The organism is Streptomyces klenkii, from assembly GCF_003626645.1.
In the GTDB taxonomy this organism is placed as follows: domain Bacteria; phylum Actinomycetota; class Actinomycetes; order Streptomycetales; family Streptomycetaceae; genus Streptomyces; species Streptomyces klenkii.
In genome coordinates, this window is record NZ_RBAM01000005.1 from 191,343 (window position 1) to 217,863 (window position 26,521).

General features: G+C 74.4%; 18 protein-coding genes. 7 read left to right on the forward strand and 11 right to left on the reverse strand.

Going from position 1 to position 26,521, the window contains the following annotated elements:
- Positions 1–32 precede the first annotated feature (32 nt).
- On the reverse strand, positions 33–2,813 hold the full coding sequence (gene mgtA, locus D7231_RS14050; protein WP_120755752.1) for a magnesium-translocating P-type ATPase: 2,781 nt from the start codon (positions 2,811–2,813) through the stop codon (positions 33–35).
- Positions 2,814–3,334: 521 nt separating this feature from the next.
- Here mgtA and D7231_RS14055 point away from each other — a divergent pair.
- Positions 3,335–4,333 (forward strand): endonuclease/exonuclease/phosphatase family protein, encoded by a 999-nt coding sequence (locus D7231_RS14055; protein WP_120755753.1) that lies wholly within the window; start codon positions 3,335–3,337, stop codon positions 4,331–4,333.
- Positions 4,334–4,421: 88 nt separating this feature from the next.
- On the opposite strand, the gene D7231_RS14060 is transcribed toward D7231_RS14055, so the two are convergent.
- The 6 genes from D7231_RS14060 to D7231_RS14085 form a co-directional block, all read right to left on the reverse strand.
- Positions 4,422–6,284, reverse strand: coding sequence for a trypsin-like serine peptidase (locus D7231_RS14060; RefSeq protein ID WP_158673751.1), 1,863 nt, complete (start codon positions 6,282–6,284; stop codon positions 4,422–4,424).
- 125 nt (positions 6,285–6,409) lie between these two features.
- Positions 6,410–7,660: an XdhC family protein gene (locus D7231_RS14065; protein WP_120755755.1), complete on the reverse strand. Its 1,251-nt coding sequence runs from the start codon at positions 7,658–7,660 to the stop codon at positions 6,410–6,412.
- Positions 7,661–7,801: 141 nt separating this feature from the next.
- A complete protein-coding gene (locus D7231_RS14070; protein WP_120755756.1) occupies positions 7,802–9,262 on the reverse strand; it encodes an NCS2 family permease in 1,461 nt (486 codons plus the stop codon).
- Between the two features lie 126 nt (positions 9,263–9,388).
- Positions 9,389–11,761 carry a xanthine dehydrogenase subunit D gene (gene pucD / locus D7231_RS14075; RefSeq protein WP_120755757.1) on the reverse strand — a complete coding sequence of 791 codons (2,373 nt, stop codon included), beginning with the start codon at positions 11,759–11,761 and terminating at the stop codon, positions 9,389–9,391.
- Position 11,762: 1 nt separating this feature from the next.
- Entirely contained in the window at positions 11,763–12,245 is a 483-nt protein-coding gene (locus D7231_RS14080; RefSeq protein ID WP_120755758.1) for a (2Fe-2S)-binding protein, read from the reverse strand.
- A complete protein-coding gene (locus tag D7231_RS14085) occupies positions 12,236–13,123 on the reverse strand; it encodes an FAD binding domain-containing protein (protein ID WP_120755759.1) in 888 nt (295 codons plus the stop codon). Before D7231_RS14085 ends, D7231_RS14080 begins: the two co-directional genes overlap by 10 nt.
- Before the next feature lie 228 nt (positions 13,124–13,351).
- Here D7231_RS14085 and D7231_RS14090 point away from each other — a divergent pair, with 228 nt between their 5' ends.
- The 3 genes from D7231_RS14090 to D7231_RS14100 all read left to right on the forward strand — a co-directional run bounded on the left by D7231_RS14090 (position 13,352) and on the right by D7231_RS14100 (position 16,372).
- Entirely contained in the window at positions 13,352–15,043 is a 1,692-nt protein-coding gene (locus tag D7231_RS14090; protein WP_120755760.1) for a PucR family transcriptional regulator, read from the forward strand.
- Between the two features lie 132 nt (positions 15,044–15,175).
- Complete coding sequence (locus D7231_RS14095; protein WP_147449720.1) at positions 15,176–15,994, forward strand: hypothetical protein; 819 nt, start codon at positions 15,176–15,178, stop codon at positions 15,992–15,994.
- Between the two features lie 132 nt (positions 15,995–16,126).
- Positions 16,127–16,372, forward strand: coding sequence for a hypothetical protein (locus tag D7231_RS14100; RefSeq protein ID WP_120755762.1), 246 nt, complete (start codon positions 16,127–16,129; stop codon positions 16,370–16,372).
- Positions 16,373–16,375: 3 nt separating this feature from the next.
- On the opposite strand, the gene D7231_RS14105 is transcribed toward D7231_RS14100, so the two are convergent.
- Positions 16,376–18,394 carry an elongation factor G gene (locus tag D7231_RS14105; protein ID WP_241999706.1) on the reverse strand — a complete coding sequence of 673 codons (2,019 nt, stop codon included), beginning with the start codon at positions 18,392–18,394 and terminating at the stop codon, positions 16,376–16,378.
- A gap of 420 nt (positions 18,395–18,814) precedes the next feature.
- On the opposite strand from D7231_RS14105, the gene D7231_RS14110 reads away from it, so the two are divergent.
- A complete protein-coding gene (locus D7231_RS14110; RefSeq protein WP_120756034.1) occupies positions 18,815–19,618 on the forward strand; it encodes a hypothetical protein in 804 nt (267 codons plus the stop codon).
- Positions 19,619–19,642: 24 nt separating this feature from the next.
- Here D7231_RS14110 and D7231_RS14115 read toward each other — a convergent pair whose 3' ends face one another.
- Entirely contained in the window at positions 19,643–20,476 is an 834-nt protein-coding gene (locus D7231_RS14115; RefSeq protein ID WP_120755763.1) for a GntR family transcriptional regulator, read from the reverse strand.
- Between the two features lie 190 nt (positions 20,477–20,666).
- On the opposite strand from D7231_RS14115, the gene D7231_RS14120 reads away from it, so the two are divergent.
- Positions 20,667–21,416 (forward strand): (2Fe-2S)-binding protein, encoded by a 750-nt coding sequence (locus D7231_RS14120; RefSeq protein ID WP_120755764.1) that lies wholly within the window; start codon positions 20,667–20,669, stop codon positions 21,414–21,416.
- Between the two features lie 198 nt (positions 21,417–21,614).
- A complete protein-coding gene (locus tag D7231_RS14125) occupies positions 21,615–22,658 on the forward strand; it encodes a DUF2637 domain-containing protein (RefSeq protein ID WP_120755765.1) in 1,044 nt (347 codons plus the stop codon).
- A gap of 35 nt (positions 22,659–22,693) precedes the next feature.
- Here D7231_RS14125 and D7231_RS14130 read toward each other — a convergent pair whose 3' ends face one another.
- Positions 22,694–23,236 carry an ATP-binding protein gene (locus tag D7231_RS14130; protein ID WP_120755766.1) on the reverse strand — a complete coding sequence of 181 codons (543 nt, stop codon included), beginning with the start codon at positions 23,234–23,236 and terminating at the stop codon, positions 22,694–22,696.
- A 402-nt stretch (positions 23,237–23,638) separates the two neighbouring features.
- The gene (locus D7231_RS14135) at positions 23,639–26,053 is read right to left on the reverse strand and encodes a protein phosphatase 2C domain-containing protein (RefSeq protein ID WP_241999707.1); all 2,415 of its coding nucleotides are present in this window, start codon (positions 26,051–26,053) and stop codon (positions 23,639–23,641) included.
- Positions 26,054–26,521: the final 468 nt, after the last annotated feature.

The window sequence follows — 26,521 nt, forward strand, 5'->3', positions numbered from 1 at the left end:
TGAGCCCGGTCACGGCCGGACGTCGAGCCCGGTCACAGCCAGGCGTCGAATCGCCGGATGTACCAGGTCTTGACCGCCTGGGTCAGGGCGCAGTACGCGAGCAGGATCGCGATCAGCCAAGGGAAGTAGCTCATCGGCAGCGCTTCCATCGAGAGCGCCGGGGCCAGCGGCGAGAACGGCAGGAGCAGGCCGAACGCCATCACCACGGCGGTCATCACCATCACCGGCGCCGAGGCCCGGGAGCCGATGAACGGCACCTTGCGGGTACGGATCATGTGGACGATGAGGGTCTGGGAGAGCAGCCCCTCGACGAACCACCCGGACTGGAACAGCGTCTGGCTCGCCTCGCTGTCCGCGCCGAACACGTTCCACAGCACCACGAAGGTGGTGATGTCGAAGACCGAGCTGATCGGCCCGATGAAGAGCATGAAGCGGGCGATGCCCTTGGCGTCCCACGTGCGCGGCTCGCGCAGGTACTCCGGGTCCATCCGGTCCCAGGGCGTGGCGAGCTGCGAGATGTCGTAGGCGAGGTTCTGCACCAGCAGGTGGATCGCCAGCATCGGCTGGAAGGGGATGAAGGCGCTGGCCACCAGGACCGAGAAGACGTTCCCGAAGTTCGAGCTCGCCGTCATCTTGATGTACTTGATGGTGTTGCCGAAGGTGGTGCGGCCCTGCTCGACGCCCTGTTCGAGGACCATCAGGTCCTTCTCCAGCAGGATGATGTCGGCCGACTCCTTGGCGATGTCGACGGCCGTGTCGACGGAGATGCCGACGTCGGCGTCGCGCAGCGCGGCGGCGTCGTTGATGCCGTCGCCCAGGAAGCCGACGGTGTGCCCCTCGGCCTGGAGCGCCCGGACGATGCGGGCCTTCTGCACCGGGTTGGTCTTGGCGAAGACCGTGGTGGCACGGACCAGGGTGCGCAGCTCCGCGTCGTCCAGGGCGTCGACCTCCGCCCCGGTGACGACGGCTCCCACGTCGATGCCGACGTCGGCGCAGACGCGCGCCGCGACGAGCTCGTTGTCGCCGGTGACGACCTTGACGGCCACGCCCTTGTCGGCGAGGGCCCGCAGGGCCGCCGCGGCGTCGGCCTTCGGCGGGTCGAGGAAGGCGAGGAAGCCGACGAGGGTCAGGCCGTCCTCGTCCGCGACGGTGTACGCGTCGCGGACGGCGGGGAAGGCGCGGGTGGCGACGGCCAGCACGCGCAGGCCCTGCCGGTTGTTGTCCTCGGCGGTACGGGTGACGCGGCGGCGCAGCTCCCGGGTGAGTTCGAGGCGGCGGCCGCTGTCGGTCATGTGGGTGCACAGCGCGAGGACTTCCTCGACGGCGCCTTTGGTGATGAGGATGTGCTCGGTGGACGCGGGCCCGTCCAGGTCGCCGCGGCTGACTTCGCTGCGGTTGGCTTCGCCGCGGCCGACTTCGTTGCGGCTCAGGACCACCGACATCCGGCGGCGCGCGAAGTCGAAGGGGATCTCGTCGACCTTCGTGAAGCGGGCGTCGACGACAACCTCCTCGGCCTCGAGCACGCGGTCGATGACCGCCCGGTCCATGAGGTTGCGCAGCCCTGTCTGGAAGTGGCTGTTGAGATAGGCGTATTCGAGGACTTCGGCGTCCTCCCGGCCGTGCGCGTCGAGGTAGCGGTCGAGGACGATGCGGTCCTCGGTGAGCGTGCCGGTCTTGTCCGTGCACAGCACGTCCATGGCGCCCAGGTTCTGGATGGCGTTGAGCCGCTTGACGACGACCTTGCGCTTGGACATGGCGACGGCGCCGCGCGCGAGGTTCGTGGTGACGACCATCGGCAGCATCTCGGGCGTGAGGCCGACGGCCACGGCGACGGCGAACATGAACGCCTCGTTCCAGTCGCCCTTGGTGAAGCCGTTGACGGCGAACACGAGCGGCACCATGACGAGCATGAACCGGATCAGCAGGAAGCTGACCTTCTTCACGCCGGTGTCGAAGCTGGTCTCGGGGCGCTCGCCGACGAGCGAGCCGGCCATCGACCCGAAGTAGGTGCCGGCGCCGGTGGCCACGACGACGCCGGTGGCGGTGCCGGAGGTCACCGAGGTGCCCATGAGGCAGAGGTTGTCGGCCTCTACGGGGTCCGTGGTCGTGGACTGCCCGTAGTCGTGGGGGCGGGTGTCGGCCTTGGCGACCGGCAGCGACTCGCCCGACAGCGCCGCTTGACTGACCATCAGGTCCTTGGCGGTGAGCAGGCGCAGGTCGGCGGGGACGAGGTCGCCCGCGGCGAGGCGGACGACGTCGCCGACGACGACCCGGTCCATCGGGATCTCGACGGTGGCCGGGGCCGCGTTGCGGTCGGCGCGCCGCTGGACGGCGGTGGTCGTGGTGACCAGAGCGCGCAGGGCGGCCGCGGCGCCCGCCGAGCGGTGCTCCTGCCAGAACCGCAGCAGGCCGCTGACCAGCACCATCGTCCCGATGATGGGGATCTTGGGGTCGAAGGGCTCCTCGTCGGCGACCTGGAGCCACTGCACGTACATGACCGCCAGGAGGACGACCAGGATCATGATGAAGGGGTTCCAGAAGGCCTTCGCGAGCTGCGCGTACCAGCGGGGGCCGGTGTCGTGGGCGACGACGTTGGCGCCGCCGCGGTCGAGCCGCAGCTCGGCGTCGTCCTGGCGCAGGCCGTGCGGGGTGGCGCGGGCGTCCTGGAGGACCTGAGCGGCGGGCCGGCCGCTGATCCGGGCCAGCCGGTCGCCGGCGGCGCGGGTACGGGCCTCCAGCTCGGCGGCCTTCCGCTCGCGGCGGGTGCGGCCCGGCGGAGCGAGCTTGCCGGGGGTGAGGGTGGTGTTGGTCATGGCGGAACCTCTCTTCCGGGCACGGCGGCATGGCGGCGCGACGGCATGAGGCACGACGGCATGGCGGCATGGCGGCATGGCGGCATGGCGGCATGGCGGCATGGCGCGGCCGCACCGGGGCCCGGAGGGGTGAAGGAACGCGGCAGGGCAGCACGAACTGCCCGGGGCGCGGGAAAGAAACGTCAGTGAGTGTCAGTGGCCGGGAAGGCCGGAATCACTGAGCGTGCACAAGGGGGAAATCCACCGCGAAAGCGGGGGGGGAATCACATCGAACGGCGCGGCCGACGCAGGCCGGACCCGCCACGGGCCCGGCAAAAGCAGGTCAGCTCAGCGCAGCGCATGCGCGAGGACTTCCCTCGGGACTCCGACTGGTCATCCCGATCACCTCCTCGCTCGTACGTACACGATGCGGCACCGCGCCAAATACCCACTAAATGCGGCCGGAGCGGCACCTTCAGCGTCTAGCTTGCCATATGACGTCAAGCCGTCCGCAATCAGAAGGTAATACCGGGGTCAAAACCATGGAGGGGACCGCCTCGGCACCGCCCGGCCCCGAGGGCCCGCCGCCGCGCGTGCGCCGCAAGGCCGCCCGGTGGGGCGCGGGCCTGCTCCTGGCGCTGGTGAGCGGGCCGCTGCTGTGCCGGGCCTGCGACGTGGACGGCGTCACGCCGATGCCCCAACTGCTGGCGTTCCTACCCTGGTTGCTCGCTCCCGCCGGGGCCGCACTGGTGCTCGCGGCAGGCACGCGGTGGGTGGTGGGCTGCGCGTGGGGCCTGGCGGCGGTCCTCGGCACGCTGTACTTCCTGCCCCCGTACGAGGCGGGAGGGGCGGCAGCGTCCGGCCCGGAGGTGGCCCGGCTGCGCATCCTGACCGCGAACCTGGAGTTCGGCGGGGCCACGCCGGGCCTGCTGGAGGCCCTGCGGCGCGAGCGCCCGGACCTGGTCTCGGTGCAGGAGTGCTCCCCGGAGGAGTGCGCACCGGCGCTGGAGAGCCCGGGGCTGCGGGCCGCGTACCCGTACCGGATCGTCGTGGGCGGCGGCAGGGCGCAGGGCTCGGCGCTCCTCAGCCGCTTCCCCCTGGCGCCGGACGGCTCGGTGCGCGGGACGCTGGCGATGCCGCGGGCGCTGGTGCGGGTGGCGGGGGCGCGGCTGCTGTTCCAGGTGGCGCACCCGATGCCGCCGGTGGCGGGCGGGGTGGAGCTGTGGCGCACGGAGCTGGGCCGGGTCCGCGCCATGGCCGCGGCGCGCGGCGAGGCTCCCACGGTCATCGCCGGCGACTTCAACGCCTCGCAGGACCACGCGGCCTTCCGCGCCGTCCTGGACACGGGCGTCCGCGACAGCGCGGCCGCCGTGGGCCGCTCCCGCACCCCCACCTGGCCGTCCCTGACCGCTCCCCCGCTGGGCGCCCAGATCGACCACGTCCTCCTCAGCCCGTCCCTGGAACCCCGCAGCGCCCGCTTCCTGGACCTGACGGGCACGGACCACCGGGGGCTGGTGGTGGACGCGGTGCTGCACAGGTGAGGCGGGGGCCGAGCGGACCCGACCGGTCTCGCCGACGCGGTCCGGCGTTCCGTGGCTCCGGGGCCGCGGAACGCCGGACCGGAGCGCATCAGCCGTTGTTCACCAGCGGCGTCCACGCGCCCGGGCCGTCGGCGTTGAGCCCGTCGTAGCGGGACGTCTCGCCGTCGGACCAGCGGACGACGAGGGCGTCCGGGCGGCCCGAGGCGGTGAGGTCGCCCGTGGTCATGGCGGTGTCCGTCCAGGACGGGTTGGGGGCCTGGAGGCGGGTGCCCTTGCCGAGGTCCGTACCGGTGGTGGCGTACGAGCCGAGGGAGCCGTCGGACCAGCGGACGAGGAGGGCGCTGCGGTCCTGGCCCGCCGGGCGGGGGCTGCTGAGGGCGGTGGCGTACTTCCAGTACGAGCCGGCGTCCATCAGACGGCGCTCCGTGCCGGGGCCGGAGGGGCCGGCACCCGCGTACACGCTGAGGCTGCCGTCGACCCAGCGGACGGCCAGGTCCGCGGAGCGGTCCGTGGAGTCGTAGCGGCCCGCCGTGATCTGGGAGGCGTACTTCCAGAAGGAGCCGCCCGCGCCGAGGGTGTACTCGGGGCCCGAGCCGCCGGCCTGGAAGTCCTCGTAGTACGAGAGCTTGCCGGTGTCCCAGCGGACCATGAGGTCGGGCTTGCCGGAGCCGCTGAACTCGCCCGCCGTGACGGTCACGGCGCGCTTCCAGAAGCTGTCGGACCGCGCGAGCTGCTGCTCGGTGCCGAAGCCGCCGCGGCCGTCGCCCGGGTAGAGGCTGACCTCGCCGTCGCTCCAGATCGTCAGCAGGTCGTCGCGCCCGTCGCCGGTGAAGTCGGCGGAGACCAGGTGCTTGGCGTGCGTCCAGGTGGTGGCGGCGCCGGGGAGGCGGGCGCTGTCGGAGGGCCGCTGGTAGGCGGTGCGGACGGGCGTGCGGTCGGCGATCGCGTCCTGGTAGAGGGCCTGTATCTCGCTGCCGAAGACGGGCGCGTAGCTGATCCAGTCCTCGCCGGTGAGGGTGCCGCCGCCGTTCCAGCCGCCGAGGCTGCCGACGATGTCGCCGGTGCGGGCCGCGGCGTCGTAGTTCGTGATCCACGGGCTGCCGGACGTGCCGCCGTAGAAGCCGCCGCACTTCATCTGGAGCTGGTGCTGACCGGACAGGCGCGACGTCGGCACGGTGCAGCTCAGCGCCCGCTGGTCGGTGTTGTGCGAGCCGGGGTAGCCGACGACGGTGACGGTGCTGGTCCAGCGGGGCGTGGGGGTCAGCCGGAGACCACCGGTGCGGGTCTCGGCCTGCTCGCCGCGGGAGTTGGGGCCGAGGCGGGCGAAGCCGGCGTCCAGGTCGGAGTCGGGGCCGGTGCTGTTGCGGGTGTACCGCGGGTCGCTGAAGACGCGCTCCACGGGGAAGACGCCGTACGGCTGGTGGGCCGCGTCCAGGCCCTTGCGGTACTGCGGCACGAAGATCTGCTGGGTGCGCCCGGCGAGACCCTGGGCGCAGTGCCCGGCGGTGAGGACGAGGTTGCGGCCGGGGCTCTGTACGACGCTCGCGGTGCAGTACGTGGTCCCGGTCGGGTCGCTGCTGAAGAACGTGCCGACCATGGGTATGCCGTCGCCGTACGTTCCCTGGGGCGTGCCGGCCGGTGGCGCCGCGGCGACCGACGTGCGGGGGGCGGCCGTCAGCGCCCGCCCCGCGGACGGCGCCTTCCCCGCGTCGAGGGACTTCCCCGCTTCAACGGGCTTCCCCGCGCCGAGGGGCTTCGCCCCCGCCATGCGCTCGGCCGTCCAGTACGTCTCGGCCTTGCGGGCTGCCGCGGCTGCGGAGGGGGCGGGGGACGGGCCGGCCGGGGAGGGCGCGGCGGATGCCGTGGCGGCCGTGCCGCAGGTGACCAGGCCCACGGCTATGGCGAGGGTCCAGATCCGTCTGGAGGGCGACAACTGTCTGGAGGGCGACAAAGGGCCTCATCGTGCTGGTGGGACAGGAACATGAACAGCTCAAAATGCGACTCATGTTCTACCAGAGGCCTCCGACAGCGGCGCCGGGGCACCGGCCTCAGCACACCGGGTTCAGGACACCAGGCTCAGGCCACCGATCCCAGGCCCCGCCCCTTCCCCAGCTCCCGCTCCCGCCGCGGTTCGTGGTGGATCGGCGTGTGCGCGCCCGTCAGCGGGACGCCCGTGCCGCCGTGCCGGGCGGCGACGATCTCCGCCACGATGGACAGGGCCGTCTCCTCCGGGGTACGCGCGCCCAGGTCGAGGCCGATCGGCGAGCGCAGCCGGTCCAGCGCGCGCTCGGCGACTCCCGCCTCGCGCAGCCGCTCCAGGCGGGCCTCGTGCGTGCGGCGCGAGCCCATCGCGCCGACGTAGGCGACGGGCAGCCGCAGGGCGCGTTCCAGCAGCGGTACGTCGAACTTCGCATCGTGGGTCAGCACGCACAGAACGGTCCGGGCGTCGAGCGCCCCCGCCGCCTGCTGGGCGTCGAGGTAGCGGTGCGGCCAGTCCACGGCGACCTCGTCCGCGCCGGGGAAGCGGCCCGTCGTCGCGAACACGGGCCGCGCGTCGCACACCGTCACGTGGTAGCCGAGGAACTTGCCGGCCCGTACGAGCGCCGCGGCGAAGTCCACCGCCCCGAAGACGATCATGCGCGGGGGCGGCAGGCACGACTCCACCAGGACCGTCACCGGATCCCCGCAGCGAGACCCGTTCACGTCGTCCGTGCCCGCCACGACCGTGCCCGTCCGGCCGGCGGCCAGCAGCGCGGCGGCCTCCGCGGCGACCGTACGATCCAGAACCGTACGGTCCGAATCCGTACGGTCCGAAGAGGCGGAGCGGCCCAGAGAGACGGAGCGGTCCTCCGGCTCCGTCCCCGCCAGCGTTCCCGCGTACGTCCCGTCCGCCCGGACCAGCAGCGCCCGCCCCAGCCACCCGTCCGGCCCGTCGGCCACGCGGGCCAGCGCCACCGGCTCCCCCGCCGTCACCGCTGTCAGCGCCTCGGCCAGGACCGCGCGCCCGCACCCGTCCGGCAGCACCGGGACGACCAGGACGTCGAGGGCGCCCCCGCAGGTCAGGCCCACGGCGAAGGCGTCCTCGTCCGAATAGCCGAATCGTTCCCGCACGCTCTCGCCGCTCTCCAGCGCGGCGCGGCACAGCTCGTACACCGCGCCCTCCACGCACCCGCCCGAGACCGAACCGACCGCCGTGCCCTCGGTGTCGACGGCGAGGGCCGCGCCCGGCTGCCGGGGCGCGCTGCCCTCCACGGCGACCACCGTGGCGACGGCGAACGCCCGCCCTTCCCCGCACCAGCGGTGCAGATCCTCGGCGATGTCCAGCATGACGGCCCACTCCTCACGCGACGTACACGAGCTACACGACGTACCTGACCTACATGACCTACGCGATGTACATGACCTACACGACGTACATGGCTTACGCGATATACATGACCAGCACGGCCTACTTCATGTCGGCACGGCCTACTTGACGCCCAGCCAGCTCTCGATCGGGTGCAAGGCGAAATACGCCGTGAACACCGCCGTCAGCACCCACATGAACACGCCCGGCTCGCGCCACTTCCCCTGCGCCGCCTTGATCGCCGTGAAGGCGATGACGCCCGCGCCGACGCCCGCCGTGATGGAGTACGTGAACGGCATCAGCACCACGGTCAGGAACGCCGGTACGGCGACGGCCCGGTCGCCCCAGTCGACGTGCCGGGCGTTGCTCATCATCATGGCGCCGATGACGACGAGCGCGGCGGCGGCGACCTCGCCGGGCACGATGCGGGTCAGCGGGGTGAAGAACAGGCAGGCGGCGAAGAGCAGCCCGGTCACGACGGACGACAGCCCCGTGCGGGCGCCCTCGCCGACCCCGGTCGCGGACTCGATGAAGACGGTCTGGCCCGACGCCCCGGCGACCCCGCCGATCGCGCCGCCCGCCCCGTCGACGAACAGCGCCGTGCTCAGCCCCGGCAGCCGGCCGCGGTCGTCCGTCAGCCGGGCCTCCGTCGCGACGCCGATGATCGTGGCCATGGCGTCGAAGAAGCCGGCCAGGACCAGCGTAAAAACGATCATCGCGACGCTCATGACGCCCAGCGACCCCCAGCCGCCGAACTCCACGTGCCCGAAGAGGGAGAAGTCCGGCATGGAGACGGCGCCGCCCTTGAGCGCGGGCGCGCCGTTCTGCCAGGCGGAGGGCGCGAGCCCGGCCGCGGAGTTGACGGCGACGGCCAGCACCGTGCCGACGACGATGCCGATGAGGATCGCGCCGGGGACGTCGCGCGCTTGCAGCATGAAGACGGCCAGCAGGGTGACGCAGAAGATCAGCACGGGCCAGCCGGCGAGCTCGCCCGCCGGGCCGAGCGTGACCGGCCCGCCGCCCTTGGAGGCGTGCACGAAACCGGCCTTGACCAGCCCTATCAGGGCGATGAACATGCCGATGCCCATGGTGATGGCGTGCTTGAGGGCGAGCGGCAGCGCGTTCATGATCAGCTCGCGCAGGCCGGTCACGGCCAGCAGCACGATCACCGCGCCGTACAGCACGCACATCCCCATCGCCTGGGGCCAGGTCATGTGGGGCGCCACCTGGGTGGAGAGCACCCCGGAGACGCCCAGCCCGGCGGCCAGGGCGAGCGGGACCCTGCCGAGGAAGCCCATTGCCAGGGTGCAGACCGCGGCGGCGAGCGCGGTGGCGGTGATCAGCCCGGTGTGGCCGAGCCGCTGCCCGGAGGCGTCGGGGCCGGAGAGGATCAGGGGGTTGAGCAGGAGGATGTACGACATCGCCATGAAGGTGGTGATGCCGCCGCGCACCTCCCGGCCGGGGGTGGATCCGCGCGCGCTGATGTGGAAGTAGCGGTCGGGCCAGGACCTTCCGGCGGGTGGCCGCGGGCCCGCGCCCGCGTTCGGCGCCGTGGAGGCCGGCTCCACGGATGGCTGGGTCATGAGCTGCCTTCTCCGGGGTGTGGGTGGGTAGTGGCGTGCACGACCCGGGGGACGGCCCGAGACGAAGGGGCGGCACGGCACCGGCCGCTGGGGGGCGCGCGGCCGGTGGTGCCCTGGGGGGAACTCTCAGGTTCCGGTGAGGTGTTCGGGCCGCACCGGCACCCTGCCCAGCGCCAGCCCGGTCGCCGCCCGGATGGCCGCGACGACGGCCGGGGTGGCGGACAGCGTGGGCGCCTCGCCCGCGCCGCGCAGCCCGTACGGGGCGTGCTCATCGGCGAGTTCGAGGATGTCCACGGGGATGGCGGGGGTGTCGAGGATGGTGGGGATCAGGTAGTCCGTGAAGGACGGGTTGCGCACCCGCCCGTCCGCGGAGACGACGATCTCCTCCATGACGGCGAGGCCCAGGCCCTGGGTGGTGCCGCCCTGTATCTGGCCGGCGACGGCCAGCGGGTTCATGGCCTTGCCGACGTCCTGGGCGCAGGCCAGCTCGACGACCTTGACGAGCCCGAGCTCGGTGTCGACGTCGACGACGGCGCGGTGGGCCGCGAAGGAGTACTGGACGTGGCCGTCGCCCCGGCCGGTGCGCAGGTCGAAGGGCTCGGTGGGCCGGTGCCGCCACTCGCGCTCGACGTCGATCACCTCGTCCTCCAGGACGTCGGCGAGGGCGGCCAGGACCTCGCCCGCTTCGGTGGTCACCTTGCCGCCCTCCAGCAGGAGTTCGGCGTGCGCCCATGCGGGGTGGGAGGCGCCGAACCGGGCGCGGCCGAGGGCGAGCACCTCTTCCCGTACGAGGTGGCAGGCGTGGCGGACGGCGCCGCCCGTGACGTAGGTCTGGCGGGAGGCGGAGGTGGAGCCGGCCGAGCCGACGCGGGTGTCGGCGGGCTCCAGGACGACGCGGGTGACGCCGAGTTCGGTGCGCGCGATCTGGGCGTGGACGGTCACGCCGCCCTGACCGACCTCGGCCATCGCGGTGTGCACGGTGGCCACCGGCTGCCCGGCGACGGTTTCGAGCCGCACCCGGGCCGTCGAATAGTCGTCGAAGCCCTCCGAGAAGCCGACGTTCTTGATGCCGACCGCGTAGCCGACGCCGCGGACGACGCCCTCGCCGTGCGTGGTGTTGGACAGCCCGCCCGGCAGCGCGCGGACGTCGGGGCCGCCCCCGGCGCTCTCCCACGGCCGCTCGGGCGGCAGCGGCCGGGCCTTGACCCGGCGCAGCAGCTCCGCGACGGGCGCGGGCGCGTCGACGACCTGCCCGGTGGGCATGACGGCGCCCTGGGCCATGGCGTTGCGCTGCCGGAACTCCACGGGGTCCAGGCCGAGGCGGTCCGCGAGCCGGTCCATCTGGGCCTCGTACGCGAAGCAGGCCTGGACGGCGCCGAAGCCGCGCATCGCGCCGCACGGCGGGTTGTTGCTGTAGAGCGCGACGGCCTCGACGTCGACGGCGTCGACCACGTACGGGCCGACGGCCAGGGACGCGGCGTTGCCGACGACGGCCGGGGAGGAGGAGGCGTAGGCGCCGCCGTCGAGGACGATGCGGGCCTTGACGTAGAGCAGCCGGCCGTCGCCGCTCGCCCCGTGCTCGTAGTGGAGCCGGGCCGGGTGGCGGTGGACGTGGCCGAAGAACGACTCGAAGCGGTTGTAGACCATCTTCACGGGCTTGCCGGTGCGCAGCGCGAGCAGGCAGGCGTGGGCCTGCATGGACAGGTCCTCGCGGCCGCCGAAGGCGCCGCCGACGCCGGAGAGCGTCATGCGGACCTTGTCCTCGGGGAGGCCGAGGACGGGGGCGATCTGGCGCAGGTCGGCGTGGAGCCACTGGGTGGCGATGTAGAGGTCGACGCCGCCGTCCTCCGCGGGCACGGCGAGCCCGGACTCGGGGCCGAGGAACGCCTGGTCCTGCATGCCCACTTCGTAGTCGCCGGTGACGACGACGGCGGCGCGGGCCCGGGCGGCGGCGACGTCGCCGCGGACGACGGGCTGGCGGTGGACGATGTTGGGGTGCGGGACGTGGGCGGCGTGGCTGTCGTCGCGGCCGGGGTGCAGGAGGGGGGCGCCGGGGGCGGTGGCGCTCTCCTCGTCGTGGACGACGGGGAGTTCCTCGTAGGCGACGCGGATGCGGGCGGCGGCGCGGCGGGCGGTCTCGGGGTGGTCGGCGGCGACGAGGGCGACGGGCTCGCCGTGGTAGCGGACGACGCCGTCGGCGAGGACGGGGGTGTCCTGGATCTCCAGCCCGTAGCGGGTCGCGGCGGGCAGGTCGGCGTGGGTCAGCACCGCGTACACGCCCGGGGTGGCGAGGGCGCCGGAGACGTCGGTGGACAGGATCCTGGCGTGGGCGTGGGGGCTGCGGAGCGTGCAGCCCCACAGCATGTCCTCGTGCCACAGGTCGGAGGCGTAGGCGAACTCGCCGGTGACCTTGAGCGTGCCGTCGGGGCGCGGGACGGACTCGCCGATGCCGCCGAGGGTGCCGGCGGCGAGGCCGGCGGGGGTGCGTGCGGTGGCCATGTCAGCCCGCCTCTCCGGCGCGGGCGGCCGCGAGGCGGACCGCGTCGAGGATCATCTCGTAGCCGGTACATCGGCACAGGTTGCCCGAGAGGGCCTCGCGGATGTCCGCGTCGGAGGGGTCGGGGTTGCGCCGGATGAGCTCGTCGGCGGCGACGACCAGGCCGGGCGTGCAGAAGCCGCACTGGACGGCGCCGGCGTCGGTGAACGCCTTTTGCACGACGGAGAGTTCCGCGCCGTCCTCCCCCGTGGCGAGCCCCTCGACGGTGACGACCTCGCGCCCCTCGACCTGCCCGGCGGCGACCAGGCAGGCGCAGACGGGCACGCCGTCGAGCCGGACCGTGCACGAGCCGCACTCGCCCTGCTCGCAGGCGTTCTTCGAGCCCGGCAGGCCGAGCCGCTCGCGCAGGACGTACAGCAGGCTCTCGCCCTCCCACACGTCGTCGGCCTGCCGCGGCCGGCCGTTGACCGTGAAGTTCACGCGCATCGTTCGCCCCTCTCCCCGCCGCGGTAGGCGTCCCACGTCCAGCCGAGCGTGCGGCGGGCCATGACGGCGACCGCGTGCCGGCGGTAGCGGGCGCTGCCGCGGACGTCGTCGATCGGGTTGCACGCCCCGGCGGCGAGCTCGGCGAACTGCCGGACCGCGGAGGGCGGCAGGGGCCGGCCGGACTCCCAGCACCCGCCCTCCTCCAGGGCGGCCGCGAGGAAGTCCTCCGCGGCGCGGGCCCGCACCGGGGTGGGGGCCGCGGAGCCGATGCCCGTGCGCACCGTGCGGGTGCGCGGGTGCAGCGCGAGGGAGAACGCGCACACGGCGATGACCATGGCGTTGCGCGTGCCGACCTTGGAGAACTGCTGGGGCCCGTCGGCCCGCGCGATCCGTACGGCACGGATCAGCTCGTCCGGCGCGAGGGCGTTGCGCTTGACGCCCGTGTAGAACTCCTCGGCGGGGATCAGGCGCGTGCCCCGCACGGACGCGGCCTCCACCCGCGCGCCCGCCGCCAGCAGGGCCGGGTGGGAGTCCCCGGCGGGCGAGGCGGCGCCGAGGTTGCCGCCGACGCTGCCGCGGTTGCGGATCTGCGGCGAGCCGACGGTGTGCGCCGCGAGCGCGAGGCCGGGAAGCTCCGCCCGCAGCTCCTCCATGATCCGCGTGTACGGTACGGAGGCGCCCAGCCGGACCTCGTCCTCCCCGGTCTCCCATTCGTACAAATCGCCGATGCGGTTCAGGTCCAGCAGGTACTCGGGGCGGCGCTGATCGAAATTGATCTCGACCATCACGTCCGTGCCGCCCGCGAGGGGGACGGCGGCCGGGTGCTCGGCCTTGGCGGCCAGAGCCTCCTCCCAGCTGCGGGGGCGCAGGAACTCCATGGGGGTTCTCTTCTCGATCGGTCTCACCGGGTCGTCGATCGGTCTCACGGGGTCGTCCGAGGGGGGTGAGCCCAGTACAGCGAGCGCCCGGCGCGCCGGTGCAGTCACTGAAACCATGAAGCGGTTGGCTGGTCGGAGCACCCATCTTGTAGATTCGAACGAAAGACGGGGTTGGGAAACCTCACTGCATTCCACTGGTAACAACAAGACAGATCGGCGGCGACCACGATGCGGCTGCGCGCACTCCTGGAGACCGAAGCGCTGGGCCTCCGTCTGCTCGGCGGCGAGGACGAGCTGGACCGCACGGTGCGCGGCGTGATGACGACCGACCTGCGCGACCCGAGCCGCTACCTCTCCGGCGGCGAACTCGTGCTCACCGGCCTCGCCTGGCGGCGGGAGCCGGAGGACTCCGAGCGGTTCGTGCGGATCCTCACGGGGGCGGGCGTGGCGGGGCTCGCGGCGGGCGAGGCCGAGATGGCCTCCATCCCGGACGACCTGATCCGGGCCTGCGCCCGGCACCGCCTGCCGCTGTTCTCGGTGAACGAGAACGTCTCGTTCGCCTCCATCACCGAGCACGTCGTGCGGCAGGTGTCGAGCGAGCGCGCCGGGGACCTGGCGGCCGTCGTGGACCGGCACCGCCGGCTGATGACGTCCGGCCCGGCCGGGGGCGGCCCCGAGGTCGTCCTCGACCTGCTGGGCTCCGACCTGGACCTGCGGGCGTGGGTGCTCTCCCCGACCGGCCGCCCCATCGCGGGCTCCTCGCTCGCGGGCGCCGGGCCCGAGCTGCCCGCCTCGGTCAGCGCGGCCCTGGCCGGCGAGCACCTGGCCGCCGCCCGCACGGGCCGGCGCGGGCCGCACCGCGTGAGCGCCGGCGGCGACACGTACTCGCTGTTCCCCATCAGCCACAGCGGCCGCGCACTGGCCGCCCGTGACGTCCGCGAGACGGTCCTGTCCGACTGGTTCCTCGCCGTCGAGGCCGACGCCGGCGACTGGTCGCCCGAGCGGCTGGACCTGCTCGACGGCGTCACCCAGCTGATCGCCGTGGAGCGGGACCGCCGCGACGCCGCCCGTACGGTGCGCCGCCGGCTCGCCCAGGAGGTCCTCGAACTGGTCCAGACGGGCGCGGCCCCCGCCGAGATCGCCGCCCGCCTGCGCGTCGCGGCCCCCGTCCTGCTGCCGGGCCTCGGCACGGCGCCGCACTGGCAGGTCGTCGTCGCCCGCGTCGAGTGGGAGGACGGCGACATCCCCGGCGGCCCGGTCGCCCAGGCCCTCCTGGAGGAGATGCTGGCCGCCCCCGAGGCGTCCGGGCCCGAGCCGTCCGACCGGATCGCCGTCGCCCACATGGGCGACGAGGCGGTCGCCCTCGTGCCGCTGCCCGCGGTGCCGGCCGGGTCCGAGGGCGACGAGGCGGCGGCCCAGGCCGCCGGGCTGCACGCGGACCGGCTCCTCGCCGCCGTCCGCGAACCGCTCTCCCGCGGCCTCGACGACGACGGCCGGCTCACGCTCGGCGTCAGCGCCGCCGTGCACTCGGCGGAGGGCCTGCGCGGGGCGCTGGAGGAGGCCCGGCACGCCCGCCGGGTCGCCGCCGCCCGCCCGGGCCGGGTCTGCGCGGCGGGCCACCAGGAGCTCGCCTCGCACGTCCTGCTGCTGCCGTTCGTCCCCGACGACGTCCGCCGCGCCTTCACGGCCCGGCTCCTGGACCCGCTGCGCGACTACGACCGCCGCCACCGCGCCGAGCTCATCCCGACGCTGGAGGCCTTCCTGGACTGCGACGGCTCCTGGACGCGGTGCGCGACGCGGCTGCACCTGCACGTCAACACCCTGCGCTACCGCGTGGGCAGGATCGAGCAGCTGACGGGCCGGGACCTGTCGCGCCTGGAGGACAAGCTGGACTTCTTCCTCGCGCTGCGGATGAGCTGACGGCGCCGGGCCGAGGCGGCTGCGGGGACCGGGCTGAGGCGGTCCCGCTGCGGACCTGAGACGCTCCCGCCGCGGGCCTGAGGCGGTCGCTTCGGCGGCATCTGTCCAGGTCAGCGGGGTAATGTTCCCCTCATGGGGGTAGTGATCAAGAACGGGCGGACCCGGCTGCGAATAGCCGGCCGCGAGCTGTTGCAGGAGCGGGGCCGTACGACGACGGCCGTGCCGGGGGCGCAGATCCGGGCGGTCGAGACGGAGGGCGGGATCCTGACCGTCCTCCTCTTCGATCCCGGCGAACCGCCGCTGACCATCCGTCACCGCAATCCGCAGGTCCTCGCCGCGTTCGCCGGGGAGATCCGGGCGATCCGGCCGGACCGCCCCCACGAGGGCGCCCGGCCGCCCGTGCGGCGGGAGACGTCCGCCCCGTGGCCCGCCCGCGCGGCCCGGGCGCGCGCCTTCATGGCATCGGCCCACCCGCTGCTCAAGGCGGCCGTGGCGTATGCGGTGCTGGGCGTGCCGGTCGTGGCCCTGGTCCCGGTCGAACCGCGTTCGGACGGGGCGGGCGCGTGGCTGCTCGGCGGGCTCGGCTTCGGCCTGTTCGCGGTGTGGGCGAAGATGAGGAGCCTGAGGACGCGGTGGGTCGTCCGCCTGCGCGGGGTGACGGTACAGGTGGGCCCGCCGCAGCGGGTGGGCGGCTCGGCCGACACGGAAGCGGACTACCGCTACCGCTTCCGCGCCCTCGACGGCAGCCTCCGCGAGTACACGTCCCTGTGGGCCTCCCGCAACGGCGAGATCCGTTACGACCCGCAGGACCCGTCCCGCGTCGTGGTCCCGACCCGGATCCTGTGGCTCTTCCTGGACGTGGTCACCCTCGTCGGGCTCGGCGCGCCGGCCTGCGGCCTGATCGGGGTCTGGCTGGGGTGGGCGGCGCGGGTGCCGGGGGCGCTGTTCTGAGAGCCCGCCGGGGTTGTGGTGAGGGGCCCGGCGGCCGGGGACGTACGACAAAAGACCGGTGCCGTACGCAGAAAGGAGGAGTCACGCCCAAGTGGCGTACGGCTCCTGCGGCAGGCGCGCATCATCACGGATATGAGTGATCCTGACGAGGCGTGCCCCGGCCCGCACGCCTTCTGCAAGGGCTGCAGAGGGAGCGGCGACTACCACGCGGCCGTGCTCTACCTCGACCAGTCGGGCGAGGGCGGCAACATGACGGGCGCTCACCTCTGCCCCTACTGCACGGGCCGGGGCTTCTTCTGCAAACACCATCCCCCGTGCCGGATCCTGCACGAAGACGACACCCCGGTCATCGGCCCGGACGCGCTGCCGCCCGTATGAGGATCAGGCCCGCACCGCCGTCAGGTGGCGGAGGTACGCCGCGCGGTTGAGGGGGTTGCCGTCCGTGCGCGGGCGCTCCGGGGGGCGGCCCGGGTGGGGGCGGTCGTCGGTGGGGTGGATCCACCAGAGGGCCTCGCCGCGGGTGAGGGCGGGCAGGCGGCGTTCGGCGTCGGCGGCGTGGCGGGCCGGGACGGTGCCTTTGAGGACGCACACCTCCGGGCCGGTCTCCGTGTCGTGGATCTCGGCTCCCAGTGCCGCCAGCGCTCCCGCGACGGCGCTCAAGGTGTCGGCGGGGGCCTCCAGTTCGTAGGCGTGGCAGGGTTCGTACACCTGTGTTCTCGCCCGGGCCAGGGCCGCCATCAGGACGAGCGGGGTCAGGCGGCGGAAGTCGGCGGCGGTGCTGACGGGACCGACGAAGCCGGAGCGGGTCAGGGTGACGGTGCAGTCGGTGACCGGCCAGCCGTACAGGCCCTGGGCGAGGGTGTGGTGGACGGTCTCCTCGACGGCGCGGTCGAAGGCGAGGGGCAGCGCGCCGAGTTCGGTGTCGCGGCGGAAGACCGTGCCCGAGCCGGGGGCGCCCGGTTCGGTGCGCAGGCCGACGGTGGCCCAGAAGGCGTGGCCGCCGTGCCGGTCGATCTCCTCGTACGCCTCGCCCGTGCCGGTGAGCCGCTCGCGGTGGACGGTGCTGCTCGGTTCGAAGACCGCTTCGACGCCGAACTCCCCGGCGAGCGTGGCCGCGATGGTCTCCTTCTGCACCTCGCCGTAGAGCAGGACGGACGTGCCGCCGCCCGCCGGCAGAGTGCGGGTGCCGATGAGCGGGTCCTGGTCGGCGAGCGCGGCGAGGGCGCTGTGCAGCCGGGCGGCGTCCTCGGGGCGTACGGGCCTGACGACGGTCTCCAGGCTCGGCGCGGCGAAGTGCCGGTGGTCCGCGCCGTCGCGGACGGGGCCGAGGCGGTCGCCGACCCGGACCTCGGGCAGGCCCCGGATCCGGGCGATGTCGCCGGCCGCGGCGCGGCGGCGGGCGGCCCCGGGCGGCCCGGTCTCGACCGCCGCGAGGGAGGTGACGCGGCCCGAGTGCTCGGTGTGCGTGCCGCCGGCGTGCTGCCGGTGGAGGGTGATGCGGTCGCGCTCGGAGACCGCGCCCGAGAAGAGGCGCAGGTAGGCGGTCTTCTCTCCGGAGGGGCCGCGGTCGACGGCGAACACCGTGCCGGTGGTCTCCCGGCCGGTGCAACGCGCGGGCGGCAGGTAGCGGACGATGCCGTCGACGAGGTCCGCCACGCCCTCGCCGGAGAGGGCGGAGCCGAAGTACACGGGGTGGACGCGGCCGCGCGCGGTCTGCCGGGCGAGCGTGCGCCGCAGCTCCCAGGGCGTCACGGGCCGGTCCTCGACCAGCTTCGCGAGCAGCGCGTCGTCGTGCTCGGCCAGCGCCTCGGCCATGGCGTCGCGGAAGGCCGGGTCCTCGTACGAGCCGGGCACGGTGCGGGCGCCGGGCGCGCCGATGCCGTGGACGGTGCCCATGGGCACCACGTGCGGTGTCAGCCGGCGGCGGACCGCGGCGAGGGTCTCGGCCCCGCGGGCCCCCGGGCGGTCGGTCTTGTTGACGAAGACGAGGGTGGGCAGGCGCAGCCGGCGCAGCGTCTTCATCAGCACGCGCGTTTGCGCCTGCACACCTTCGACGGCGGACAGGACGAGCACGGCGCCGTCGAGGACGCCCAGGGCGCGCTCGACCTCGGCGATGAAGTCGCTGTGGCCGGGAGTGTCGACGAGGTTGACGCGCAGGCCGCCGACGCGGAAGGGGGCGACGGCGGTGCGGATGGTGATGCCGCGGCGGCGTTCGATCTCGCCGCTGTCGGTGCGGGTGCTGCCGGCGTCGACGCTGCCGAGCCGGTCGATGGCGCCGGCGTCGAAGAGCAGGCGCTCGGTGAGGCTGGTCTTACCCGCGTCGACGTGGGCGAGGATGCCGATGTTCAGAACGGGCTGCGCGGGCAGGGAGAGCCCGGAGAGCAGGGTGTGCGTACGCAAAGAGGACCTCGGGAGGAGTCATCCGGTCAGGGCGCTGGGGGGATCCGGGCCTCTGGCGCATGGCGTGTCTCCTGACGTATCCCGAAGTGCATGGGTGGCGCAGCGCGCACGGAGCGCGCGGCGCCATCGTGACAGGCGGCCGGTCCGGGATCCAGCGAATTTCCGGCAGCGCACGTGAGCACAGCGGGTCGGTCGGACAGCAGCGGGCAGGCCGGACGAGCAGCACAGATGAGCATCTCTGCGCTCAACGACCGCCACCCCCGCTCACTCTTGGTAATCTGCCGGTACCGCTGGGAGAGGCCTTTGTGAATTGATTCACACCTGACCCTTGGCCGGGCCCGCTACTTCGTGCTGAGATGCGGTCACGGCTGCTTCCAGCTCGACGGCGCGCTTGGGGAGGGCACTGTGGCGGACACCGCCATGCGTAATGCGGGGTTGCCGGAGCCACGGGGACCGCAGGGGGCGGACCCGCAGGGCGAGGATCCGCTGGAGCGGGCGGTGTGGCGGCTGCGGTCGCGCGCCTGCTGGGACGACGCCGCGGCCCTGCTCGCGCCGCGCGCCGCCGCCGAGCCCGGGCCGGCCCTGCTGCGGACGGCGGTCCTGACCGAGCGCTGCATGTTCACCGGGGACGGCTGGGGAGCCGCCGAGGACGCACTGCGCGCGGCGGAAGCGCTGGCCGCGGACGACGAGGAGCGGGGCGGGGCGGCCTGCGAGCGCGGCCATCTCGCCTACGCCTCCACCCTCTTGGGCGTCCGCGACCGGGCGGACGAGGCCCGCTCCGCCCTGGGCCGGGCCGCGGCCCTGCTCGCGCCGGGGTCGCCCACGCGCCCGCTGCTGCACTTCCGGCGCGGCCTGATCGCCCAGCACCTGTCGGACAACCCGTCCGACGCGACGGCCGCCTTCGAGCGCGCCCACGCGGGGGCGACGGCCCAGGGGCAGCGCCTGCTGCTCTCCTTCACCTGGCGGCACGTGGCGGCCATGGCCGAGCACGAGGGCAGGTTCGCCGAGGCGCGGTACGGCTTCGGGGAGTCGCTGCGCATCCGGGAGGAGCTGGGCTATCTCGTCGGCATCGCCCCGGCGCTGGCCTCGCTCGCCGCCGTCATCGACGACCCCGGCGAGGCCGCGCGGCTCCGCAGGGAGGCCGCCCGGCTGGTCCGGCTGCTCGGCGGCGTCCCGGGCTGGCTGGCGGAACAGCTGGCGCCGCCGGCGCCGCCGGAGGACTGACAGCCCCCTCCACCCCCGCTGCCCTTACTCCCCTGTCCCGAAGTGCCCCCGCACCAGCACCTCGGCCCGTTCCACGTCATGCGCCGCCAGCGCCTCCAGCAGCGCCACGTGCTCGGCCGCGTCGGCGACGAGGTCGGCCGTGCAGTGCGGCCGGCCGTGCGCCGCGGGCCACTGCGCGCGCCGGTGGAGCTCGTCGGCGACGGCGACGAGCTGGCGGTTGCCCGCGAGGCCGAGGAGCGCGCGGTGGAAGGCGCGGTCGGCCTCGGCGTAGAGGGCGCGGTCGCCGGTGGCCGCCGCGGCGGCCGCCGTCTCGGCGAGCGGGCGGAGCCCGTCCCAGCCGGCGGCCGGCACCGTACGGGCGAGCCGCAGCAGGACCGGGACCTCCAGCATGGCGCGCACCTCGGCGAGCTCGGCGAGATCGCGCGCGGTGCGCGTGGCGACGCGGAAGCCCCGGTTGGGGACGACCTCGACGGCGCCCTCCAGGGCGAGCTGCTGCATCGCCTCCCGGACGGGCGTGGCCGACACGCCGAAGCGCTCGCCGAGCGCGGGGCCCGAGTAGACCTCGCCGGGGATCAGCTCGCCGCTGACGAGGGCCCTGCGCAGGGCGTCCAGCACCTGGCCGCGCACGGAGTGGCGCTGCGGCATCCTGCGTGCGGGAGCGTGCGCGGGGGCGGCACACGGAACCCCGTACTCCTGCTCGCCGTGGACGTGCTCACCGCGGGCGCCCTCGCCGCGGAGGCCGGCAGGGCCGGCGGCGGGAGCGCCGCCGCGGACGGCCGCGCCGCGCGCGACCTGCGGCGGCATCTCGGCGAAGAGCCTCGCGGCCGGCGGCGCGGCGTGGGGTCTTCCCTGCTCCATTGGGGTCCTCCTGATGTCCTTTCTGAACCATAGGCGGCCCCGCGGACAGTTCAAACCCCGATCAACCGGGGTAAGGTAAGCCTAACCTGTAGAACGATCGCGATTCGGTGGTCCGCATGGCCCCAGCCCCCAGTGCCCCGACTGCCGCGCCCCCGCTCACTACGCCCGCCTCGCCGAGGTCTACGCGGGCCTGACCCTCACGGCCGGACCGCCGCGCGACGGAGAGGGCTGGCTGACCGCCGCCGCGCTCGCGGAGGGCGGCGCCGGCCTGGACGCCTTCCTCGCGTGGGACGACCGGCAGATCCTGCGCGAGTTCGGGGAGCGGGCCCGCCCGGACGTCGTCGCGAGCTTCGGCCTGCACCGCTACGCCTGGGCGTCCTGCCTGCTCCTGACCGTCCCCTGGTTCCTGCACCGCAGGGTGCCGCGGCTGCCTCCCGGAGCGGTTTCCTTCCACCGCGGCGAGAGCCGGCTGACGGCCCTCGCGACGGAATTCGCGTGCCTGCCCGCAGACCCCGCCGCGGAACTGCCGGGCGCCCGGGCAGTTCCCTGCGAAGAGACCCTCCGGGTGGAACTGCGCGCCGCCGTGGCCGCGCATTTCACACCCGTCCTGGAAGGCTTCAGGCCACGGATGCGGCGCGGTCCGCGCGCCCTGTGGGGAATGGTGACGGACGAACTGGCCGAATCCTTGTGGTATGTGGGCCGGCTGCTCGGCGAAGAGGAACGCGCCCGCCGCGAACTGCACCTGCTGCTCCCGGGGGTGACGCCGCCGTACGTCGGCGGCGCGGCCTTCCGGATGCTTACCGGCCGCATGGGAGAGCCGATCCCGACCCGCGACAGGGCCAGTTGCTGCCTCTTCTACACCCTGCGTCCGCAGGACACCTGTACGACCTGCCCGCGTACATGCGACACGGACCGGGTGCATCGCCTGTCCGTAAGCTGACCGGCCTCACACCACTCGATCGGGTGAGTTGAAGGGAACGCAATTCCCTCTTCCCTTAACCGCGTTCGATTTTCTTCGCACCTATCCGTATGCCGTTGCCCTCCATTGGCAGGCAGTTGGCGTGAAACCCCTTGGCGAACGGACCGATTCCGAGAGGATGGCGCGCGAAAGGCCGTACAGCTATGCAAGGGACGCAAGATGAGAGTGACCGATATACCGCTGAATTGGATGCTCCCCTGTGTCGTGGCGCTCGCCGGGGTCGTGGTGGCGGTGACGGTGCTCGCACGCGGCCGGCACGGCGTGGACGACTCGGGGGGCGGCTCGGACTCCTGGGAGCGCAACGAGGAGCGCAGGCGGCGCAAGGAGGCCGTCTACGGAAGCGCCTCGTACCTCCTCCTGTTCTGCTGCGCCGCGGTGGCCGCCGCCCTTTCCTTCCACGGTCTCGTGGGCTTCGGGCGGCAGAACCTGGGGCTGACGGGCGGCTGGGAGTACCTGGTGCCGTTCGGCCTCGACGGGGCGGCCATGTTCTGCTCGGTGCTGGCGGTGCGCGAGGCGAGCCACGGCGACGCCGCGCTCGGCTCCCGGATGCTCGTGTGGACCTTCGCCAGCGCGGCCGCCTGGTTCAACTGGGTGCACGCGCCGCGGGGCCTGGACCACGCGGGCGCGCCGCAGTTCTTCGCCGGCATGTCGCTGTCGGCGGCGGTCCTCTTCGACCGCGCGCTCAAGCAGACCCGCCGGGCCGCGCTGCGCGAACAGGGCCTGGTGCCCAGGCCGCTGCCGCAGATCCGGATAGTCCGCTGGCTGCGGGCGCCGCGCGAGACCTTCGGCGCCTGGTCCCTGATGCTCCTGGAGGGCGTCCGCTCGCTGGACGAAGCCGTGGAGGAGGTCCGCGAGGACAAGCGGCAGCGGGCGCAGGCGAGGGCCCGCAGAAGGGAGGCCGGCAAGCTCGAACGCGCCCGGCTCAAGGCGTACAACCGCCAGAACCGGGTGTGGGGCCGGGTCCGCAGCGGCCGGCAGGTGGAGGTCGGCGGGGCCGCGGTGCCGGGCCCCGCACAGCCGGCGCAGATCGGATCGGACCCCTCCATAGTCGACCAGGGACAACTTCCCGTCCGCGCGCGGCCGCTCCAGTCGGTCGGCGGCCCTGACCCGATCGACCTCACCGCGGAGGACGACACCCAGGCGATTCCCCGCCTGGACTCACTCGAAGCGAAGCTCGCCCAGATCGAGCGGCAGTTCGGCTGACGCCCCAGGGCCCTGGGTCGCCGTACGGCGGCGGTTCAGGGCTCCTGGGCGGCCAGCTCGAACCAGACCGACTTGCCCACGCCGTGGGCGCGGACGCCCCAGCCGTCCGCGAGGGCGTGGACCAGCAGCAGCCCCCGGCCCGACGTGGCGGCCTTCTCGATCTCGTTCATGCTCATGTTCTCCAGGCTGACCGGCCCCGTGTCCGTGCCCGGGCCGCGCAGCGCCGGGTGGCCCGCCACGAAGTCCCGGACCTCCACCCGCAGCCGCCCCCGCGCCTGGCCGAACGCGCCGGTGAGCACCGCCTTGACCACGGCGCCCCCGTCGGTGTGCACCAGGGCATTGGTGACGAGCTCGCTCGCGAGCAGCTCCGCGGTCTCCGCCCGGCCCGGCGCGCCCCAGTGGGCCAGCAGGCGGCGCAACTCGGCCCGCACTTCCCGGACTCCGGTGAGATCGCGGCGGCGGAGCCGCCTTTCGAAACGCGGCCCGGAATGCGCCGTGCCGTCGCCGTGCCCGTTCCTGTGGTCCGTACGGCCCTCCCGGTCCCCCGCATGGCCCTCCGCGTATCCCTCAGCGCTCATCCGGCTTGCTGCCTGCCGTTTCATCCTCCCCGCCCCGACCCCTCCCCGGCGCCCCGGCCTCGAACACGCTCGCGCTCACTCACCGCAATGCATGCCCCGGCCCGCCCGGAACGACTCCTGTTGAGCCATCAACATGGTGATATGACCACAATCCCGGAGCCTCTTGTGCGGGCTGCGAATATGCCATTGGCGCGCGGCGGATTAGGAGTTTGTACGGAACCGGCAGCATTCCTGGGGTAACCCCGGCTCCGCCCGGGGCGGACAATCCCCGGGCGCCGGCAGATAAATGTGACTCGCCCGCCGTATCGGGGGCCGGGCACGCGCTACGGAGGTCCGGCGGATTGTTCACCCGCCGGACCCCCGCGCGTACAACGCAATCCGCAGGAAGGGCCGCCTCCGCGCCTACGCCTCCCAGATCGCGCACGCCGTACGGTCGTCGGCGTAACCCTTCACCCGCAGCTGGGTGTCCGCGAGGAACGCCGCGAGCCCCGGCGGCCGTTCGCCCGCCCAGCGCTCGGCCAGCCTGCCGCCCAGCTCCGGCTCGCCGCGCATCGGCTCGGCCAGGCCCGCCGTGCACAGCATCAGGGTGTCCCCCGGCCGCGCGACGGACGCCCGGAAGCGGAAGGGCTCGCCGGGCGCCGCCGGCTCCTCGGGCTCGACGGGCGGGGTGAGGCCCGGCGTCGGGATGCCGAGGTCCACCGTCATCGTGTCGGCGGACGCCGAGCCGTAGCCGGCGGCCGGCTCGCCCGTGCGCTCCGGCGGGGCGTCCGGCTCCAGGTCCTGCCACACGCCCTCGCGGAGGCGGAACAGGCCGCCCGGGCCGACGCCGAAGAACACCCGCGTGCGGCACTGCGGGTCGGCCGTCAGCAGCAGGCAGCGGACCGTCGCCGTGTACTCCTCGGGCCGCAGGCCCAGTTCGGCCGCGCGGGCGCGCAGCCGGCCGTAGGAGCGGTCGGTGAGCCGGTGCAGGCCCGACTTGAGCTCGCCGCGCCGGCCGCCGCGGATGTCGTCGGCCAGCCGGGCGTGGCTGCGGCCGACGGCGCCCGCCAGCCACCTGCACGCGTCCCGCGCCGCGCGGGGCGCCACGTCGGTGCCGCGCAGGCCGCTGGCCATCGCCACGAGCAGCAGCGCGCCGTCCCCGTCGCCGAAGCGCGCCGTCAGCAGGGCGTCCCGCCGGGGCTCGCCGCGGTAGCGCGCGGAGTCGCCGCGCAGCGACAGGGCGCGCAGCGTGACGGCGCCGTACTGCGCGCCGTCCAGGACCGTGTCCGGCACGAGGCCGTCCAGGTCCTGCGGGTCCGCGGCGGGCCAGGCGGTGGGCTCCGCGTCGTACGTCGGCGGCCGCTCCCCCACGAACTCCGCCCCGCGGGCCTCGCGGCGCGGCGGCTGCGGGGGCGCCGCGAGGGGGTGCCGCCGGGGCGGCGTCGACTCGTGGGAGACGACGGGCGGGCGGGAGGCCGGCTCCAGGGACGCCGCCCGGGCGGCGGGCTCCAGCGAGTCGGCGTGGTCGCCGCCGGGCGGGGCGGTGCGGGCCGGCTGGGCGCTCCGGGTCCGCGCGGGGCTCGCCCCGGAAGCCGGCTTCTCCGGCACGGCGGGGAGGGACTGCCCCGGCAGCCCGGGGCGCTCGTACGCATCGGACGGCGCGGCGGGCTCCAGCGGCTGCGGGAGCTCCGGCCTGGGGGGCCTCGGCGCACGTACGGGACGCTCGGCCCGCACGGGCCGGGTCGGCCTCTCCAGGCGGCCGGTACGCCGGATGCGCTCGGGACGCTCCGGGAGCGCGGACCGGTCCGAGCGGTCCGGGGCGCCGTAGCCGTCGTGCGGCTCGGCCGGGGCGAGGGAACGGCCGTCGGCGTTGCTCACGGGACGGTCGTCAGGCTCTGCCGGCAGATCCGGGGCGTCAGCGCCCTCCGGGCGACCGGAACGATCCCGGCGAGCGACGAGTTCGACGCTGCCGTAATTCTCCGCCGGTTCGTCAGCACCTGCCGGGGGGTCCGCGGAATCGGCGGCTTCCAGGCCGCCACCGGAACGATCCCGGCGGGCGACGGGCTCGGCACTGCCGTAACCCTCCACCTGTTCGTCAGCACCTGCCGGGCGGTCCGGGGAACCGGCACGCTCCAGGCCGCCGCCGGGATGATCCCGCCGGGCGACGAGTCCGGCGCGGGCGCGGTCTGCCGGCCGGTCCGGGGCTTCGGCGTCCTCCATGTCGCCGTAATCGGCGCGCCCGGTGCGATCCCGGCGGCCTACGGGCTCGGCGCTGCCGTAGCCCTCCGCCGGTTCGTCACCGCCTGCTGGGTGGTCCGGGGAATCGGTGGCTTCCGGGGCGCTGGAGCGGCCCTGCCGGACTGCGGGCTCGGCGCTCGCGTCGCTCTCCGCGCCGACCGGCTCTTCCGGCAGGCCGTAGCCGGCTTCTTCGCGGTCTTCTGCGCGCTTGGAGTCTTCTGCGTTCTCCGCGTCCTCCGCGCGGTCGGCGCCGTCCGCGTACCGGGGAGCGTTCCGCCCCGTGGAGCGGGCCGGGCGGGTCTTGCCGGAGCCGTCCCGGCCGGCCGGGCGGTCCGCGCCTTCGGCCGGTTCCGGGCGGGGCGGGCGCGGGGTGCGGCCGCCGAAGAAGAGGTCCGCGCCTTCACAGCGGTCCGTGCGCTCGGAGCGGGGCGGGCGTTCCGTGCGGGGCTGGGGGGTGGTGCGGCCCGTGGTCTCGGGCCGGGCCGGGCGCGGGGCGCGGACGGGGGCTTCCGGGCCCGCGCCGTCCGGCGCCGGCCTCCGCGTGACGGGCGCCCTCGTGGAGCCGGGCGGCTGCGCCGCCGCCCCGGTCCGGCGCTCCACACGGTCCGGACGGTCCGGGCGTTCAGGGCGGTCCCGGGGATCCCTCCGCTCCGGCGGAGCCGAATCCTCCGGCTGCCGCGGCACTTCGGACGGCCTGCGCGGGTCGGCCTTCCGCCACTTCTGCGGTTTCTCCAGCAGCTCCGGCAGGAGCCCCGCTCCGTGCAAATCCGGCGGTTTCGGGATCCTCGGCAGGGGCACACGCGCCGCGCGGCCGGGGGCCGGCCCGTCGGAGAGGCGTTCCGCGCCGGAGGGCGGTGGCGGCGGCGTGAATTCCGAAGAACGCCCCGGAACGGGAACGCCCCGTGCCCGCGGCGCGCCGTATCCCTTCGGCAAAGAGGGAAGACCGCTCGGGGGAACGGCGACCGGATCCGGAGGCCGCGGTGGATCGGGAGGCTCCGCTCTCGGCGCCCGCACCGCCCTCTGCGTCCGTTTCGGCCGTTCACCACGGGGTTCCGCTCTCACCACCGC